18 protein-coding genes are annotated in these 17,501 nt (G+C 66.6%); 13 read left to right on the forward strand and 5 right to left on the reverse strand.

Annotation, left to right across the window (positions count from 1 at the left end; genetic code table 11):
* Positions 1-27 precede the first annotated feature (27 nt).
* Positions 28-1,170, reverse strand: a complete 1,143-nt coding sequence (locus K2Z83_RS20345) for a glycosyl hydrolase (RefSeq protein WP_220597024.1) — start codon at positions 1,168-1,170, stop codon at positions 28-30.
* Positions 1,171-1,265: 95 nt separating this feature from the next.
* On the opposite strand from K2Z83_RS20345, the gene K2Z83_RS20350 reads away from it, so the two are divergent.
* Complete coding sequence (locus tag K2Z83_RS20350) at positions 1,266-2,672, forward strand: hypothetical protein (protein WP_220597025.1); 1,407 nt, start codon at positions 1,266-1,268, stop codon at positions 2,670-2,672.
* Positions 2,673-2,817: 145 nt separating this feature from the next.
* Here K2Z83_RS20350 and K2Z83_RS20355 read toward each other — a convergent pair whose 3' ends face one another.
* Positions 2,818-4,320, reverse strand: a complete 1,503-nt coding sequence (locus K2Z83_RS20355; RefSeq protein WP_220597026.1) for a CpaF family protein — start codon at positions 4,318-4,320, stop codon at positions 2,818-2,820.
* Positions 4,317-7,613, reverse strand: coding sequence for an SUMF1/EgtB/PvdO family nonheme iron enzyme (locus K2Z83_RS20360; protein WP_220597027.1), 3,297 nt, complete (start codon positions 7,611-7,613; stop codon positions 4,317-4,319). The genes K2Z83_RS20355 and K2Z83_RS20360 overlap by 4 nt, the downstream gene beginning before the upstream one ends.
* Positions 7,614-7,856: 243 nt before the next feature.
* Between K2Z83_RS20360 and K2Z83_RS20365 the strand changes: the two genes are divergently transcribed.
* From K2Z83_RS20365 to K2Z83_RS20415, 11 genes are all read left to right on the forward strand, one after another.
* Positions 7,857-8,300, forward strand: coding sequence for a KTSC domain-containing protein (locus K2Z83_RS20365; RefSeq protein WP_220597028.1), 444 nt, complete (start codon positions 7,857-7,859; stop codon positions 8,298-8,300).
* A gap of 67 nt (positions 8,301-8,367) precedes the next feature.
* Entirely contained in the window at positions 8,368-9,009 is a 642-nt protein-coding gene (locus K2Z83_RS20370; protein ID WP_220597029.1) for a hypothetical protein, read from the forward strand.
* A gap of 15 nt (positions 9,010-9,024) precedes the next feature.
* The gene (locus tag K2Z83_RS20375) at positions 9,025-9,648 is read left to right on the forward strand and encodes a hypothetical protein (RefSeq protein ID WP_220597030.1); all 624 of its coding nucleotides are present in this window, start codon (positions 9,025-9,027) and stop codon (positions 9,646-9,648) included.
* 64 nt (positions 9,649-9,712) lie between these two features.
* Entirely contained in the window at positions 9,713-10,459 is a 747-nt protein-coding gene (locus K2Z83_RS20380) for a hypothetical protein (protein ID WP_220597031.1), read from the forward strand.
* Positions 10,460-10,469: 10 nt separating this feature from the next.
* On the forward strand, positions 10,470-11,213 hold the full coding sequence (locus K2Z83_RS20385) for a hypothetical protein (RefSeq protein ID WP_220597032.1): 744 nt from the start codon (positions 10,470-10,472) through the stop codon (positions 11,211-11,213).
* Between the two features lie 60 nt (positions 11,214-11,273).
* The gene (locus K2Z83_RS20390; RefSeq protein ID WP_220597033.1) at positions 11,274-11,789 is read left to right on the forward strand and encodes a hypothetical protein; all 516 of its coding nucleotides are present in this window, start codon (positions 11,274-11,276) and stop codon (positions 11,787-11,789) included.
* Positions 11,711-12,811, forward strand: a complete 1,101-nt coding sequence (locus tag K2Z83_RS20395) for a hypothetical protein (RefSeq protein WP_220597034.1) — start codon at positions 11,711-11,713, stop codon at positions 12,809-12,811. Before K2Z83_RS20390 ends, K2Z83_RS20395 begins: the two co-directional genes overlap by 79 nt.
* Positions 12,750-13,493: a prokaryotic E2 ligase family D protein gene (locus K2Z83_RS20400; RefSeq protein WP_220597035.1), complete on the forward strand. Its 744-nt coding sequence runs from the start codon at positions 12,750-12,752 to the stop codon at positions 13,491-13,493. The genes K2Z83_RS20395 and K2Z83_RS20400 overlap by 62 nt, the downstream gene beginning before the upstream one ends.
* Positions 13,480-14,328, forward strand: coding sequence for a Mov34/MPN/PAD-1 family protein (locus K2Z83_RS20405; protein WP_220597036.1), 849 nt, complete (start codon positions 13,480-13,482; stop codon positions 14,326-14,328). The genes K2Z83_RS20400 and K2Z83_RS20405 overlap by 14 nt, the downstream gene beginning before the upstream one ends.
* Positions 14,309-15,244 carry a ThiF family adenylyltransferase gene (locus tag K2Z83_RS20410; protein ID WP_220597037.1) on the forward strand — a complete coding sequence of 312 codons (936 nt, stop codon included), beginning with the start codon at positions 14,309-14,311 and terminating at the stop codon, positions 15,242-15,244. Before K2Z83_RS20405 ends, K2Z83_RS20410 begins: the two co-directional genes overlap by 20 nt.
* A gap of 8 nt (positions 15,245-15,252) precedes the next feature.
* Positions 15,253-16,242: a hypothetical protein gene (locus K2Z83_RS20415; protein ID WP_220597038.1), complete on the forward strand. Its 990-nt coding sequence runs from the start codon at positions 15,253-15,255 to the stop codon at positions 16,240-16,242.
* 93 nt (positions 16,243-16,335) lie between these two features.
* Here the strand turns inward: K2Z83_RS20415 and K2Z83_RS20420 are convergent, their stop codons facing one another.
* A complete protein-coding gene (locus K2Z83_RS20420) occupies positions 16,336-16,782 on the reverse strand; it encodes a PIN domain-containing protein (protein WP_220597039.1) in 447 nt (148 codons plus the stop codon).
* Positions 16,782-17,027, reverse strand: a complete 246-nt coding sequence (locus tag K2Z83_RS20425) for a hypothetical protein (RefSeq protein ID WP_220597040.1) — start codon at positions 17,025-17,027, stop codon at positions 16,782-16,784. The genes K2Z83_RS20420 and K2Z83_RS20425 overlap by 1 nt, the downstream gene beginning before the upstream one ends.
* Positions 17,028-17,278: 251 nt before the next feature.
* Between K2Z83_RS20425 and K2Z83_RS20430 the strand changes: the two genes are divergently transcribed.
* Positions 17,279-17,501 (forward strand): hypothetical protein (locus K2Z83_RS20430; RefSeq protein ID WP_220597041.1); only part of this gene is annotated, 223 nt, incomplete at its 3' end.

A 17,501-nucleotide genomic window follows, 5' to 3' on the forward strand; every position in this document is an offset into this window, starting at 1 on the left:
TGCCGCTGCTGGTGGCGATCGCCGAGGCTAGTGCTGGTACATCTTTGCCGCCTGCGCGAAGGCGTCCCATGCCGGCTGCACAGCGATATTGGCGTTCAGGTCATAGCGCGCGCCGCCGCGGACTGCGGGGTCGTTCGTAAATGGGATCGTGACGAGGCCCCACTTTTGCGCCGCCGGCCCAGACGGCGGTGGGAAGTCCTCGTACTTGAACCAGAAGAAGGTCGCCACATCGGGCCGGCGGGCCAGCGCCTCGGCCGCCTCGACGAGGAAGGCGGCCTGACCCGCGCGATCCTGCCGAGCGTAGCCGGCGTTATAACCCACTTCGGTGATCCAGAACGGGCGGTCGGGGTCGTAGGCGTCGCGGGCGGCCGCCAGCTGGGCCAGCCGCGCGCCGATCACCTCGCCGTCGCCCCAGCGCTTCGCCGTCTTCGGCATCGTCAGCCGGATCTCAACCGGGTACGGGTGGTAACCGATGCCGTCGAGCGGCCAGGTATTGCGGTGCGCCGCGCGGTTGCGGTGCGCCGCGCGGTAGGACTGGAATGACTCCGCAAGGTAGATGCCACGCAAATAGTCGGCGTCGCTGACCCAGCCCGGCGCGTTCGGCGTGCCACTCCCAGCGGGGTGCAGCCCCCCCAGGATGACCTTGGGCCGGGCTGGCCAGCCCTGGCTTGACTCGGCCAGCAGACGGTAGAACTTGGTGTGCAGCCGAGCCGATACGATCGCCGGGAGGGCGTGGCCGCTTGGCGGTAGCCGGTTCTGCTCGTTGAGAATCTCGTAGGCCGCAACCTGGTGCTGCCAGCGGTTCGCCGCGAACAGCGCCCGCTGGAGCCAGCGACGCATCATCGGTGAGACGCCCCCGCCGAACTCCGGGTCATCGACGAACGGCCCCTCGGCCAGGGCGAGCGGGTCGTGCCCGGAGATCAGCCCGAAGCCGAGCAGCAGTAACACCTTGATGTTGTAGGCGGCGGCCATCTTCAGGAAGTCGTCGTAGCTCGCGATATCTGACGTCGGATCGTCGCCGGTGTGAAGTTCAACGCGCACCCAGCGCGCGCCGAGCTGGCTGAGATGCATCAGCATGCGCTCCTGCGCGACCCGGTTCGGCTCGCCTGGCTGGCCAGGGAAGCTGCCGAAGTCATAGTACGGATCGCGTCCGACAATCCCGAGTTCCATCGTCTCCCCTTTCCGCTGGTATCCCTGCAGAAAACCATACCACACGCATGCGCGCCGCCCAAATGGGCGGCGCTTTGTCATACCTGGAGGTTGCTGTGACCACCACACCCGAGAAGCCGGTTCGCGCCACCCGGGGGCGCAGCCCTGGGCAGCCCGCGTCTATGCCCCCGCCCGAGCCGCCTCAGCCGATGCGAGGTAAGCCGAAGGTGCCGCGAGGCAAGAGCCGCAAGAATCGCGGCCTGGAGCCCGACGAGGTTGCCGGCGCCGTCAGCGCGACTAGCGCCCGCGACCAGACCCAGGCCGACGCCCCACCCCGCGACGACACCGACGCTGAGGCCGAGCGCAAGGCGCTGGAGCGCCAGCGCGTCGCCTACCCCTGGCACACGCCCAGCCACATCAACCACGACCCCGACGAGCGGCTGCTGGCGCCGATCCGCACGCCGCTGGAGGCGATCGGCAACCGCCTCGGCGTGCGACCATACCAGTTCTTCTGGGACTGGCTGATCATTGTCGATCTGAGCCTGAAGCACCTGCCGGGCCACGTCGCCAACGCCCGCAAGACGGGCCAGAGCGTGCCGTTCCCGCCGGGGACGCCCCAGGAGGAGATCGACGAGTGGAACGCCGTGTGGCCGCGCTACGGCAGTAACGACAACCAGCAGTTCGTCTACGACAAGTTCCGCGAGGCCTTCCACGCCCTGCTCGACGCGGCCGCCGACGGGATATTCGACTATGTCGGCCACCTGTATATGAATATGCAGCTTGGCGACTCCAAATACAAGGCGCAGTACTTTACCCCGATGTCGGTGGCATCATTGATGGCGCAGATGACTCAGCCGGCGGCGAATGTGTATGAGCACATTTACCAGGCGCTGACTCACCCTGACAACGCCGCTGGCCAGGCGCTGCTGTTTGCATCGATGGTCTTCAGCCTCCAGCCGCGTGAGGGCAATGAGGCCGAGGACGCCCCGGTCGTTGAAGCGATCGCCGGCGGCGCCGAGGAGTTCTTCTTCCAGAAGCTCCTGCCGGCCGCGCTACCCTACTACGAGGTCGTCGAGGTCAACGACTGCGCCGTCGGCTCCGGAGTGATGCTCCTGGCCGCCGCCGGCTGCGTGCCGGTATGGATGAACGACCTCGGCCTGATCCGCTACAGCGGCATGGACGTGGACGCGTTCTGCGTCCGGATGGCTAGCATCAATCTGCGCCTGTTCGGCCTGAACGGCTACGCGATGGAGTGCTGGATCGCCGCCCAGGACGAGGACACCCTCGCTGCAATCAACAACCCAGTGAAGCTCGCCGAGCTGGAGCAGATCCGCACGCAGCTCAAGGCCGCGCGCGAGGCCGCGCGCCTAGTCGCCGAGGAAGCGGAGAAAGCGCGGATCGAGGAAGTCCGCGCTGCGCGCCAGGCAGGCAGCGACGACGTGAAAGTTGAGTTTGAGGAGAGCACCACCGGCAAAAAGAAAGTGGTTAAGGCGGGTGGCACTGCGCAGCTGGAGTTGTTTTAGGAAATCCTCGCAGATCCGTAAAGCAAACGATGTCGTGTGCGTGTAGGATCCCTTCGAAGAGCAGTGGTAAAAAAATATAGATCACCCTAAAACATAATAAAGCATGTGATATTATGTGTGCTGCCCATGCGCTAGCCGCAACGCGTTACGACTTGCGCCGCCCGCTCGTGTTGACGCGTCCGGGTAGCCACCCCGTCAGACGATGCCAGAGTGCGGGCAACCACATCTTACCTGTCGCGGGGGGCTGATTTGCGTCGGGGTAGACAACCTGCTGCCCAGCAGCTTCAGCTTCTTGTCGCTTAGTCGCGAACCATTGGCCCAGTTCGTCGAGTGGGACTGGCAAGACGGACGGCGGGACAAAGAAGCCATGACTCGAAAGCACATCAAATAGAGCAGGGCTGGCAACCCCGCGCCGAATCTCGCCTTGCACTCGCCCACGCGCATCCAACCCAGTCTGATGGTATGACCAGATCGGGCGGAGCTCGAAGTCGTTGCTGCCAGCTGGTATGACTTCGGCGATGGCGGTTACCTTGCGCTGCCCATCGCGTAGCCGGGTCTGTTGCACCACTAGATCGATGCTCTGACGTACCAGCGTGCGCAGGTAGCTTTCGGGAAGATCGGGGTGGCTCAGCTTGATCAGCATGAGTAGCCGCTCTACTGCATGCTCCGGCCCGTTGGCCGCAATGCTCATCATGGTGCCCGGCTGGCCCTGGTCGATCATTCGAAGTACGTCATAGCACTCTGGGCCGTTCAGCTCGGCAATGATCACCCGCTCGGCGCGCATACTTCTACTCATTTGCACCAGCTCGCGCACAGTCATCGGGGATCGACCCTCAACCTGGGTTGGCTGGCTCTCCAGAAGTACCAGGTTTTCCTGGCTGAGCTGAAGCATCGGCTGATCCTGGATCACCACGATTCGCTCGTCCTCAGGGATAAAGTTGCATAAGACGCCTAGCAACGTCATTTTCCCGCTTCCGACACCCCCGGATATGAGTATATTGCAGCGGGACACAATACAGGCACGCAATAGCTCGGCCATCTCCGGGGTGATAGCGCCAAAGCGAATGAGGTCATCGATCTTCAAGCGGTTCAGGCTCATCCGGCGGATCGTTGCCGAAGGGCCATTCATCGCTACCGGAGGAATAACCGCGTGGATGAGGAACCCGTTAGGGAGATGCCCATCGATTGCTGGGGTAAGCGGGCTAAGCTGTCGATCACAGGCCGCCGCGATCCGGGTGATAATCCGCAGCGCGTGCTGATCATCCTCAAACACTACATCAGTGCGTCGCAGGCGACCGCGTTGTTCGACAAAAATATCATGCGCCCCATTGACCATGATCTCAGAAATGGTCGAGTCGGCGAAGAGTACCTCTAATGGCCCAAAACCGACCAGGTCGTCACCGAGCAGGGTAGCAATCGGTTGCTGTTCAGCGGAGGATATCTCAGGGTGGACGGAGGCAAGCAAGGTCAGGGTGCTCGTGCTGATTAGTGCTCGCACATGCTGCTCAACCTGGCGATCAGTCTGCCAGCGGCCATCATCCATCGCCGTCTGGACGGTCGGGTCGGCTTGCACTTGGGCGCGCAGCTGGCGTACCAGGCGGAGGAGGGAATCGACCGGGGCTACGGCGAGAATCTGCGAGTCGCTCATACACGCTCCTCTTCCGGGCTGATGGTGAAGCAAAGGCGGAACCCAATGGATGTTTGGCGCTCATTGACTGGACGCCAGATCCCGCTGAAGTCCAGGCTGGCGAAGAGGGCGCTGTAGCACCAGGCCCCACCGGCCAGCCGACGGAGACTTGTATCGCCAGGTGCCGCGTCGGCTAGCCACTCCCACACATTCCCGGCCAGATCGGCGACCCCGGAAGGGCTGTCGCCTTCCGGCGTGTGAGCATCAACTGGCGTGGTACCCGGCGTGCCAGATTCGCGCGTGGTACAGCGGGTAGCATCGAAATCATCGCCCCATGGGTAGCGTCGGTCGCTGCCGCCGGCTCGCGCCCACTCGGCCCAGCTGGGCAGATGTCGGCCAGCCCAGCGCGCATATGCCTGCGCATCCTCCCAGCTGACCCCAACGACCGGGTGACGTGCATAGCCGCGTGGCGCGATCGGGCCGCCCCAGTCGTCTGGCGGTGTCTGCTCAGGACAAGCAACCAGAAAGCGCGTATAGTCGGCGTAGGTCACCGGGTAGCGGTCGATGTAGAGGCGGGGCATACCGTCAGTATCAGGGAGTTGTACCTCATCGCGCAGCCCATCACGCAAGGTCGCCAGAGCTGCCGGGGTGGCAATCTGCTCAAGGGCACGGATTGCGCTGGTGCGGATCATCGGCAGCGGATCAGTGAGTGCTGCCTGAAGATTAGGCAGTGCTTCATCGCCAAGCACAGCCAACACACCCAGCGCCCGGGCGCGCGGTGCGACATCCGCCCCGTCCACAAGTGGGCGCATGATCGGCCAGAAATCCACGCCGCGCCGCTGCGCCAGCCGCGCCCAGAACATAACGGTGCCGCCGCTGGCCAGGCTGGATCGCAGCAGCAGTTCGGCCTCGATCGGGCGGATGTCGGTCAGTAGGTGGCGTGCCTGATAGATCAGGGCGCTGTCGCGAGATTCTAGCAGCCAGCCGTGCGCCTGCCAACGACTCACGCCCTGGCGCAGGGTATCGCGTGCCAGACGTATGGCAGCGTCCTCCTGGGCCATCCAGCTGCGAATCTCACCCAGCATATAGTCGTGCGCGAGCTCATAGTGACCAATGCCATTTTGTTCATCGCGCCGGAGCAAACGTGCAGCGACCAATGTCTCCAGCACCGCCGCGATCTCAGGTGGTGGAGCTTGCTCTCCCAGGATCTCCTCAAGCTCGTGGATCGCGCAGGTCTGGCGTGTTCCCTCAGGAGAGACTAGCGCTGTCAGAAGCGTGCGAGCCAAGGGGCGGCGGGTGCCAAGCCGATCGATCGCGGCATGGAGGTAGTCGCGCAGCACGCCCACAGCCCCGCCCAGCGTGTGGTAATGCGCCAGGCCGATCTCTACCTCCTGGGGCGCGATGCGCTCAAACAGCCGGGTACACACAATCTGGAGCTGGGGCGGCTCAACCCCCGCGTGGTCGAGGTCGACAAGCAACTGGTCAAGCAGTGCTGGCGCGTAGCGGCGAGGCGGGTCGAGCTGATCGAGCGGCCGCGTGATCGCGGCGACCGCCTCGCTACGGGTGAGCGGGTCAAGCCGATAGACATTGTGGTAGATCCCTGGCAGCCGGGTCTGGAAGTAGGTCAGATCGGCGAAATAGTCGCTGCGGATGCTGAGCAGCACATGCAATGGCAGGTTCGGATCCTCGATGCAGGCCGCCAACGCGTCGGCTAGCGCGCGACGCCCCGCCACCTCAGGGGTAGCGACAAAAAACTCCTCAAACTGATCAATGATCAGCACCAGGCGCTGATAGGTGCGCCGCGTGGCTGCCCAGACAAGTCCAAGCAGCTCCGCCAGATCCACCACATCGAGCATTCCCGGGGCAGGCCCACCAGATGGGGGCAACAGCACTTGCTTGATCGCGGTGATGGGATTGTCGTTGGCCCGGGCGAATACGGGCAGCACATGACTCGCGACCAGCTGTGGCACCAGGCCAGCCTGTAGCAACGAGCTCTTGCCTGTACCGCTGGGGGCTTGTAGCACGGTCAGACGGCCGGTGCGGAGCTGTTGCATCAACCCCTGGATCGCGCGCTCACGGCCGAAGAAGCGGGCGCTGTCTTCCAGGGTGAACGAGTAGAGAAATTTGTAGGGCTGGCGCGGCTCGTGGTCGCCGCTACGCAGCGCGTCCTGGAGGGCCAGTTCGTGCGCTTGAACCGCCAATGCCACGCGGTCGCGAAATGCCTCAATAGCATCGCGGGTAAACTGCTGGCTCAGTTGGCGCTGCGCGCGTTCATCACGCCAGAGGCGCCCATCGCGCACGCGCGTCCAGAGGATCGGCATCCACCAAGGGTGCGACGGCCCCAGAGCCGACCGCGCGACCGCGATAGCACGATCAATCACGCCATCGCGGCGCAGCTCCCGGAAGAAGCTCGGCAGGAGCAGCTGCACTGTGGCGATCGGCACATTGCCCTGCATCGCCAGCACGGCGGCGACTCCGCCACGGGCAAGCTGGGGGCCGATCGCCTGCCAGACCGCAGCATCGGTGCCGGCGCTCTGGCAGGCCACAATGACAATGAGCAGCGGCGGCCGTGCGAGCTGCGCGATCATCTGGACAAAGGCTGCGCCGGAGACCGGTGTATAGCGGGCACCTGGCTGCTCAAGCCAGAGAAACGGCTCGCCTCGCACCATCGCCCCGTGGCAGATGACGGTTAGTACCGTGCCCCCATGGCGCAGTTCATTGGTGATCGCCGCCAGGGTTGCAGCAGGTCGGCCTGCCTGCCCATCGAGCGTGATCACCGTCAGATCGCCGAGCGCCGACCGGATCCGCGCTGCCTCCTGGGCGGTATCGATTGGAGGCATCGCCGCACCTTCAGGGCTTGCCGCAGCGATGATGATGCGTAGCTCAGGGCGCTCTGGAGCCTGAACATCTCGAAGGTCGGCGGTTCCCAGATAACGGCTGAACAGGGTCAGTTCATCACAGGCAAGTGGTCGATGGCGGATTGGATCGTGTAGCAGCTCCCAGCGGATTACGTGCAGTGCATCGTCATCGTCCAGGACCAGGCGCACCCGGAAAGGCTCACCGCTCGATGCTTGCTGAAAACCGAGCGCCTGGCGCCAGGCCTCGCGGAGCGGAGCGGGAAATACCATCGCACTGAGCGCTGCCCCATAGGCGTCAGGAACACTGATTAAGGCGAGTAGCGCTTCTTGATTGAGGGCGAGGGGCACACGGCGCGCGAGATCTGCGCGATGATTGGTGAGATCTGCACGCAGATCGGCAACGTAGCCGCCCGTATCATCACCTTGGATGGTGAACTCCAAGTCGAATGTTGGCATACCTACACCGTAACTCTGTGCAAGAGCAGGAACACTATTGTACCGCAGGCCGTGTTGGGATGCACCCATGATCACCGGGTATATTCCCGAATCTATCGTCCGATACGACGGCTCATTATGTGTGATATAAGAGGCGTTTTACCGCATTGGGACGCGGAATAAATGTTGACAGGCGCTCTAAATTGTGCTACAATATGAGTGAGCAAAAAGCGAAAATCCCGCGTACCACAAAGGGATATCTCAATGCACACCGTCGCCATCTTCCAGCACGCCAACGTCGCCGCCCAGATGATCACCGGCCGCGCGCCCCGCTTCGAGATCGTCGTTGACGGCCAGGTCGCCAAGAGCGTGCCGGCCACCCGCCGCTGGCAGAGCGAGCAGGCGGCCGTGCTGGACGAGGCCGCCGAGCTGGCCGGCGTGGTCCTGGCCGCCGACAAGGTCGTCGTCCGCGACGCCCGGATGGCGACCAAGCTCCACAAGGTCTCGTCGAGCTTCATCGCGCTCATCGGCTACCGCGCGGCCCGCCGCGAGCTGACAGTGGTGTTCAAGAGCGGCCATGCCTTCATCTACACGGATGTGAGCCTGGCCGAGTTCAACAAGCTGCGGACGGCCCGCTCGGTCGGCAAGGCCTACAATGCCATCGTCCGCAAGGTGAAGGCCGGCTTCGAGATCGCCAAAGCCGCCTAGCCTGTCCCATAGCCCCGCGAAGCCCGGCCCTTGTGGCCGGGCTTTGCCGTTGTTGGAGGTCGATACCGTGAGCCCATTCACCTACTTCGCTGAGACGCTCACCGAGGACGAGGCCAAGAAGCTGCGCAAGCGGCTGGCGCTTCAGTACCACCCGGATGTCGCTGACGATGGCGGCGCGACGATGCGCAACATCAACACCGAGTTCGAGCGGTGGCTGGAGTGGAAGCTGAACCCGCCCATCCTCGTGCCGGCCCCGACCTCCAACTGGGCCAGCCCCGAGGACTGGTGGAGCGCGATTGCCAACGCCAGCCACCAGAAGGCGGCGACCCAGCCCCCGCCCCGACCGACGCCTAGCCCGCCCCCGCAGGCCGCCACGCCGCCCTCGCAGGCCGCCACGCCGCCCCCGCCGCTGCGCCGCTCGCGGTCGGCCGGGCCGAGCCGCTCGGCGACCCAGCGCGAAATGGACGACTACTTCGCGGCCCAGAACACCTACCCTGACTCGCACGGCCATCGGGTGTTCGGCATCGTGACCATTCTCTACACCGCATACCTCACCGGCCTGACGATCGAGGCCCTTGAGATCCGCGGCTCCAACCCGCGCCACCAGATCCGCGAGAGCGGCACGGTAGTCTACGAACGCCCCGCCACCCGCGCCTGGCAGGCCGAGCGGCGGGATCTGATCGCCCGCGCAACCGCCCGCAACTACTAGCAGAGGAGCTCCGCCATGACGACCGAGTTCACGTCTATCGTCCCCCGCCCCGGCGACATCGTGCCCGGCTCAGTGGCCGCCATGGCCCGCCAGAACGGCGGGAAGGTCGCCCCGCCCGAGATCATCGTCCTGTTCGACCACAGCTACTCGATGGACGCCAAAGACGCCCGGCTCCTCGACGGCCGCACCGCGATGCGCTACGAGGCTGGCTGTGAGCAGCTGGCCCTGCTGCAGCGCCGCCTGCCCGGCAAGATCGCGGTGCTTGCGTTCAGCTCCGACGTGACGGTCTGCCCCAACGGGGTGCCGCCGGCGCCGACCGGCACGACGAACCTCTACGACGCGCTCCAGAAGGCCAAGCAGGCCGACTCGGGCGCGGTGCGCTTCGTCCTGATCAGCGACGGGCTGCCTGACAACGCCAACAACGCGCTGGAGCTGGCCCGCTCGTTCAGCGGCCAGATCGACGCGGTGCTCATCGGGAACCACTACGAGGCCGAGGCCCAGATGGCCGAGGACTTCATGACCGCCCTGGCCGCCGCCACCGGCGGCACGTTCATGCGTGATGCCTCCGGGATGCGCGCCCTGGCCGACAATGTGATCAAGCTGCTCGGCGTGTCCGACGGCACGATCACCACCGTCTGATCACCCGTCCGCCCTCGCGCCGGCCGCAGTTGCGGCCGGCGCTTTTTGTTGCCGAGAGGAACCTATGCCCACCTTGACGCTCACCGTCTGCGGCGCGCCGGTCAGCTTCGCCGGTGTAACCACGTACGATACCATTGACCGCTTCGCCGAGTGGATGCTGCTGATCAACCCCCAGAATTGGCGCGTAGACGCCGCCGGCGAGGACGGCCAGCTCGCGCTACGCGCCATCCGCGACCGGGCGGTCGGCGACCCTGACGACCGCTGGCGCTGGACCGTGCAGATCATCACCGCTTCCGGCCAGCCGATCAACATGCCGGCTCAACCGTGCGCGGCTGACGCGCTGCGCCAGTTCTGCGGCTACCTCCCCCGCGACGGCGCGCTCTGGCGGCCCGCCGAGCCGCCCAGGGCCGTCGTGACGCTGATCTTCCCCGACCCCGAGCGCATCGTGGACGAGCCCCGGCCCGAGGAGGTGGCCGACGGCGTGCGCTGGCTGTGGGGCATGCTCACCGACGCCTCCAAGCGCGAGGCCGAGCTGAGCGCCACCCGCCAGGCGCTGGCCACTGCCCTCCATCATCTCAACCGCAACGAGTATCTCGACGCCCGCGAGGCGCTGGCCGCGCTCAGCCTGGAGCCGGGCCACTTCGACTACGCGGTGTTCCCGCCCGAGGTGCGCGCGGCCCTGGAGGCGGTGGCCGCCAGCGTGGTGAGCGACCAGGAGCCTACGCTGCGCGCCCACGTTCACAATCTGCTTGACCTGATTGGCCTCGGGTGGTCTGAGGCCGCCCTACGCGACGCTGCCCAGCCAGCATGAAAGGAATCCTATGCGACCGACCACCGTACAGTTGTTCTACAAGAAGTCCATTCGGCTCGCCCCATACAACCAGGCCGAGGTCGGGCTGATCCTCACCCTGGAGGCCGACCCTGACGCACCTATCGCCCCGGCCGCAATCGGGGACGCGCTGCAGCCGACCTGGGCGCAGGTGCAGGCGTTCGTCCACGGCCAGGAGGATGCGGCAATCAACCGCTTCCTGGAGCTGAACCCCCAGGAGCAGCTCCCACGCCGGAACGGCAGGGCCGTTTTCACCCCGGTCGCGGCCGAGGTGATTGGCGAGGCTGACGAGCCCCTCGCGCTCAACGAGGGCTTCCCGGCCCGCCAGGAGCCCGCTGGGGACGCTGCGCCCGCCGCGAAGTCCCTCGCGCCCGACGAGGGCTTCCCGGCCCGCCAGGAGACGCCGGCGGCAGGCAGCAAGACACCGCCTCGCACGGTCGAGGAGGCCGAGCGGCGCTATTTCGCCCGCTACGCCACGCCGCTTGGCGGCACCGACATGGATGCCATTCGCGCCTTCTTCAGTGACTCCGAGCTGTCCCCGCCTGCTTCGGTCGACGAGTGGCTAGCCCTGGCCACGCGCACACGCGCCGAGGTCAAGGCCCGCAAGGACGCCGCCGAGCACGAGCAGAAGGTCGCCGCCGCCAAGTCCACCCTGGCCGATGCCGAGGCCGCTGCGGTGCCACTGGCCCGGCCCGCCCGCTCGCGCCGCAGCCCGGCGCCGCCCGCCGGCGACTGAGTCCGAACCCTGAGCGCCCGGCGCGACTGTCGTGCCGGGCCACATGTGCGAGGAACCCTCATGACCACGACACCCACGCCCGCCCCGGCCGCTGACGAGCCGGCGCTGATCGTCGAGAACGCGTCCACCTGGATCGTGCGGATCGACGGCCAGGAGTTCAGCGTGGCCGCAGACACGCCCGAGGTCCAGATCCGCCAGACTCTTTCTCTGCAGTACCCCGGCGCCCGCGACGCGCAGATCACCTACGACAACGTCGATATCGCCGGCCAGCGCCACAAAGTGCTGGTGTTTACCAAGCGCGCTGGCACCAAGGGCCTCAGCGCCGGCGAGGATCTGGCGCTGCTGATCATCACCGTGCCGCCGGTGCCGGTCGCCGCAGTGCGCGGCGCCGGCTCGCTACTGCGCGACCTGCGCGGCACGCTGACCTTCGAGCAGCTCCTGCTCGCGCCGGTGGACCGCGAGGGACTCCTGGTTTTCAGTACGCACGAGGTTGATCTATGCATGCGTCTCTGCGACGTGCCGGCCGGACCCGTCGTCGTGACGATCGACGGCTGCACCGGCTCGGACGCGTTCTAAACCAGACCATCCTGATCGAGAGCGAGGAAGCGGAGGCCGCGATCTCCACCGCGAGGCGTGCCGCCGAGCTGCTCCAGCTCTACTACCGCGACATCTACACCGAGTATATCGAGGGCCTGGCGGTGACGCCGACGACCCTGCGCGCCACTGCCGGGCTCTTTCTCAGCCTCGCCGACCGTGATCTGCTCGATTTGCAGCCCTGGTGGGCCTGGGGCATGGGGCTCGGGGTGGAAGACCCGCTCGTCGCGTTCACGCGGCGCTGCGCCCAGCCGGCCACGCCGTCGGCGCTGCTCGACATCTTCGAGAGCCGCGCGAACATCTGGGAGCCGGCGCCGATGTGCTACGGCCTCGACCTGGAGCAGCTCTACGAGCATGGGCCGGACGACGAGAACGTGCTGGTGGGGTTGCTCTGGAGGCTCTGGCATAAGAACCCCATTTTCATCACCTACTTCGGCCATATCACGCCGGATCGGCACACCGAGCTGATCGCCAACGCGGAGATCTGCGCCCGCATCAGCGCGCTGGAGCCGCTGCCGATGCTCGACATCCCCGAGGTGCGCGAGGCGTTCTGGCAGCACTTCGCCTTCGACATCGGCGGCGACGACGGCGTGGAGGCGCTGGCGGCCGATGTGCTGACCTACCCGCTCGGGCTGTGCGACAACATCTACGCCGCCTACAGCGTGGAGGATGTCAACGAGAACTGGAGCGGGAACTTCGGGATCGACTGGACGGACACCGACCATGTGCTCGCCGTCGGCGCGCAGCAGCGCGAGGGCCGGGCGATCGCGGTGGGCTTCTGGGAGCTGTCGCGGGCGTTTGTGGCCCACCCGCCGCTGATCACGCAGCTCGGCGAGGCGATGCACGCGCTGGCGGCCGAGGCGATCGCCAACCACACCCCGGCCGACCTGGCCGAGTTCCGCCGCGAGCTGGCGGCGCTCAGAGACCGCATGGAGAACGACGATGCAGCCGAAGAAGAAGCCGCAGCTGCGGATCACCAAGCCGCCGCGATGGAAGCGGCGTGAGAGCCTGATCGCCGACGTAGAGCCGATGCTCACCCTGCGCTTCTATCGCGGCGGCGCCGTGGTCGCAGCCCGGCGCATCGGCCGGCGGTGGTCGGAGTACTTTGTCGATGCCGGTGCGGTGCGCCAGGTGCTGGCCGGCACCCCGACCAGCACTGGCCTGCTCGACCCGCACACGCTGGCCATCGGCATGCGCGGCGGCCTGGCCTTCACGGTCGCGCTCATACCGCCGCGTAAAGTTAAGGTTGCCACCAAGGGCAGCGAGGCCCGGGATTGGGCGTTTACCACGCCGCCGATCGTGTGGGCCGGCTGGGGCGAGCGGTACCGCATCTACGCGCTCCACAGCCGCGACCTCGCCCGCGGCTGGCCCAGGAGCGGTGATGCGATGCTCTACCACGCGCCATTCGCCAATACGTATCAGAGCGGAAGCATCTGCTGGGGGTCGGGGCGCAGGCCCGGGCCGGCCGAGGTCGGGACGATGGAGGCGGGCTTTCGCATCTATGCCGAGGACAGCTTCTTTATCGAGCGCGCGACAAGCACGCCGAGCCGCCAGTTCGGCGGCGACCTGATCAAACTGTACGCATCCTTGACGGGCCGGCGCGCCTACCCCTGCGACGATCTGGTGCCGCAGGGCAAGCGACTATCCGCCGTGATACGCGGGGAGGTTTTCGGTGATTCTGAATGACCTGCTGCGTCAGATGACGCACTACCACACCGCTGGGCCTGATGATCTCGTACCCGAGCGCGTGGGAATCTCCTACATCTGGGCCGGCAACGGCGTGTTCAAATATGGCCGCAACGTTGACACCGAGGTGATCGTGCTGCACGAAGCCGGCTCCACCCCGGGCCTGCCTGAGCTCCACCCCGCCGTCGCCTGGGAGCATTGGCCGGGCCGCCTGCCCGCCGCGCTGCTCGATCAGGTGCTGGCCGAGGCCAGGGCCGCGCTGGCCCCCCAGGGCGGCGATGGCCCCGCTGGCGAGTTGCTGATTCCCATCGAGGCCCAGTGGCTCGTTGTGCTCGATGATGAGGCCCAGCCGCACCTCTACCAGCCGAAGCAGATGGCCAACCCCAGCCAGGTGCGCTACGAGCTCGACCGGCGCTACCTGGTGGACCTCCACAGCCACCACCGCATGGCACCGTTTTTTAGCGCGACCGACGACCGAGACGATACCTGGCTCTCGGCGAGCGTGGTGGTCGGCAACATCTTCGCGCAGCCGACCATCCTCTGCCGTCTCAACGTGTACGGGACGCGCCAGATGGTGCCGGCGACCTTGCTGTTCGACGGCCTCGGGCCGTTCACCGACGAGCTGGACATTCCAGAGACTGACACCGACGCCTCGACCCGCGCCGAGAGCGATCCGTGGATCGGCGTGCTTGACGCATTGGGCGGGCTGGCCGACTCGCTCGTGGCGGCCGGCATCGACCCGATCATTCGGCGCGGCGATGCGCGGCGCATGCTCGCCACGGCCTATCAGGTGCTGCGCGAGGAGATGAGACACAATGCGACAGCTACAGATTGAGCCAGCGCTGCCACTGCGCATCGCCGAGCGGCCGTTCCGGGTCGTCGTCGTCGGCTGTGGCGGCACGGGCAGCCACCTGGTCGAGAGCCTGGCCAGACTCTGCTACCACCTCAAACATGTCAATGGCCCGGCCGTGGACGTGCTGCTCATCGATGGCGATGTCTTCGAGCCGAAGAACGTCGGTCGCCAGCTGGCCCGTCTGCGCGACGTGGGCCTGAACAAGGCCCAGGCCCTGGCGGCCCGGGTCAACGCCGACTACGGCCTGCAGGTCGAGGCGATCCCGGAGATGCTCGACGCGAAGCTGCGGTCCAGCATCATCGCTGGCAGCGACGGCCTCGGGCCAGGGGCGAAAGAGGTCAACCTGATCATCGTCGGCTGCGTGGACAGCGTCCCGCCCCGGGCTCTGCTGCACGACGGCATGCCATCTGCGCAGTACGACCTGCGCTGGCTCTGGCTGGACGTGGGCAACCACGAGCACACCGGCCAGGTGCTGCTCGGCTCGGCCTACGCATGGGCCAACCTGCACGGCTGCCTCGCGTTAGACGGCCTGTGCGCGGCGCTGCCCTCGCCGGGGCTTCAGCAGCCCGACCTGGTCGTCCCACCGCCGGCGCCGAAGGGGCGCAAGAAGAAGAAGGCCGCGCCGGTGCCGAACTGCGCGGATGACGTCGCAAGCAACCGTCAGGCGTTCGGCATCAACGCGACCCTGGCGGCGATCGCCGCCGAGTATCTCACCCAGCTGATCACCCACCGGGCGATTACCCGGATGCGAACTGACCTGGACCTGCTCAGCATGACCGCCACCAGCGTCCCCATCACCGCCTCGGCCCTGGCCGAGGCCTCTGGCCTCACCCGCGAGGAGCTGCGCGGCATCGCCGCGCCGAGACCGCAAAAGACATGGAAGCGAGCCGCACGATGACTGACACAATGACCGATCTGTTTGGCGAGGAAGTGACGCCGCCACCGGCGTTTCAGCCCGCACCCCCGGCGGGCAAATCGAAGCTGGTGTTCGGCCAGCCTGCGGCCTCGACCAGGCCCGCCGCGCCACCGGTGGCGGCGGCCAGGCCGATCCCCAAGCGCGACACGTTGCCCCCGCTGTTGGCACCGCCGGCGATGGTGCGACCGGCGCACGAGCACCGCCTGGACGAGGCCCAGGCCGGCGTGCTGCTGTTCGCCACGCTCCAGCGGGCGTGTGAGCGCGTGCTGTTTGATCTCAGGCAGGCGCATCCCGACTACACACCCCGCATACCCGCCAGCGATGAGCTGAGGATCGCCGCCGAGCTGTTGATGGGCGACCCGGCGGTGGATCTGCGACTCGGCCTGCTGGCTGGCTCGTTCCGCGCCCCGCCGGCGGCCGAGTCCGCCCAAATGGCCGCCCCGGCCGCCAGCGAGGCGCAGGATTCCGCTGAGCCCGCTGAGCGGGATCCTGGAGAGGGCGACGAGGCCGAGGAAGTGGTGGACGCGGCGCAGGAAGGCGCTGAGGAGCCCGAGGAGGCCGACGAGGAGCCAGCGCCGGCGCGTCCGCAGCGGCGGCGGGTTGCACCGCTGCCGACCGACGGCGACCTGCCGGAGCGGATCACGCGCCTGTTGGCCGCGCTGACCGCGCAGGATTGGAACACGGCCGAGCCGCTGGTCAACCACCTGCCGGATACGATCCGGCCGCACTGGCGACACATACTCGACCGCACGCGCCACGTGTGGACGCTCATCGGTCTCGGTGGGCTAACGAACCTCAGCGCCGCCGGCCAGGCCGTGAGCGAGATCGACAGCGAGGTGGTGCGCGACGCGATCCGCGACCACCTGGCCACACTGGCCCGGGCCGAGCCGGTCACGCCTCCCCCGAGCCCATCAGCATCCCCACCAGCGCCCGAAAAGCCGCAGCGGCGATCTCGCCGCGCCATGAGTCAGGGCGAGTAACGTGCGCAAATAGCCTCAGGCGAGGCTGAGTTTCGCGATGATTGTCTGCTCACAGGATGGGGTGTGGATCTGGCTAGAGGCGAGATCTATCCGTCACCTGTTCTCAGATTCCGCCCTGAGCGCGGCCAGGAGTTGCGCCGGGGTCATCACCGGCACAACCCCGCTGAGCCGGGTTAGGTGCTCATTGTCCAGGCTGATCAGCGTGGTCTTCGCCGCCAGCGCCACAACTGCGTAGACTGCATCAGCGCCGCGAAGTCGATGCTGCGCAGCCAGGATCCGCGCCTGGTTTGCCAATGTTGCATCAAGGGGTATCAACGCAACATTTGGCAGGGCGGCAACCTGCGCAGCGAAGGTCTCACCCAAGGTTGCGTTGGCCCGAGTTCGGCTAATCGCGCCCGCGATCTCTGGCAGCACCAGGGTTGGCAGCACCAGATGACGCCCCTGCTGCCCGAGGAGCGCGAGACATTCCCGGCTGATCTCGTGGCCGGCTTCGTGCGTGTCGGAGCTGTTCACCCACACGCTGGTATCCACAGTGTACATTAGCGCCGGCTTTCCGTGGCTTCGGCAGTAGCGCTACGCCCGCCGTCGAGCATCGGCGACGCCGCGATCTGGTCGATGGTGGCAAAGAGGGCTTCCCACGGCGCGGTACCGGTCGGCGCTGCCGGCACCACCGGTTCGGCGGCGATATCCTGCGCGATGAGGGCGATCAGGCGCGCCCGCTCGCGCAGCGGCAGCCGCCGCGCCATCGCCAGTGTCTCGTCAATGGTTGGGGGTAGGGTGCTCATCTGGGCCTCCTTCACGATGCGGTCATTGTAGCGCATCGAGTGCCTATTCCGCATGGTACGCGCAGCCCGGCACGGACACGCCTGCCCGCGCCGGCCGCCCTCAGCAGAGGAGCGCATGTCATTGTCAGCCCTGCTATAACCAGGGCACTCCTGCGCCTGCTGTAACGGCCGCCGCGTACACTCAGCCCAGCAGCGAAACACGCGCACCGCTCCGATCCTCGGGGGGGTGCGCGCGTGCGTTTGGAGGCAGCATGCCGCAGTTTTACCTGGCAATTGGGAGCAAGCCCCGCAAGCGTGATCTGGTCGTCGCGAAGCTGGTCGGTCAGCGACATATCCTGGTGCCGCTCGGAAGTGCCGGCGCTGACCTCGTACGCGCCGATGATGACCTGGTCGTTGTCGGTGACAGCGGTGCCTGGCCGCCCGGGCGGCGCGACCGCATCACGCTCGCTGCCTACGCCCACGAGGTGCGCGGCT

It is taken from the genome of Oscillochloris sp. ZM17-4 (assembly GCF_019599295.1).
In the GTDB taxonomy this organism is placed as follows: domain Bacteria; phylum Chloroflexota; class Chloroflexia; order Chloroflexales; family Chloroflexaceae; genus Oscillochloris.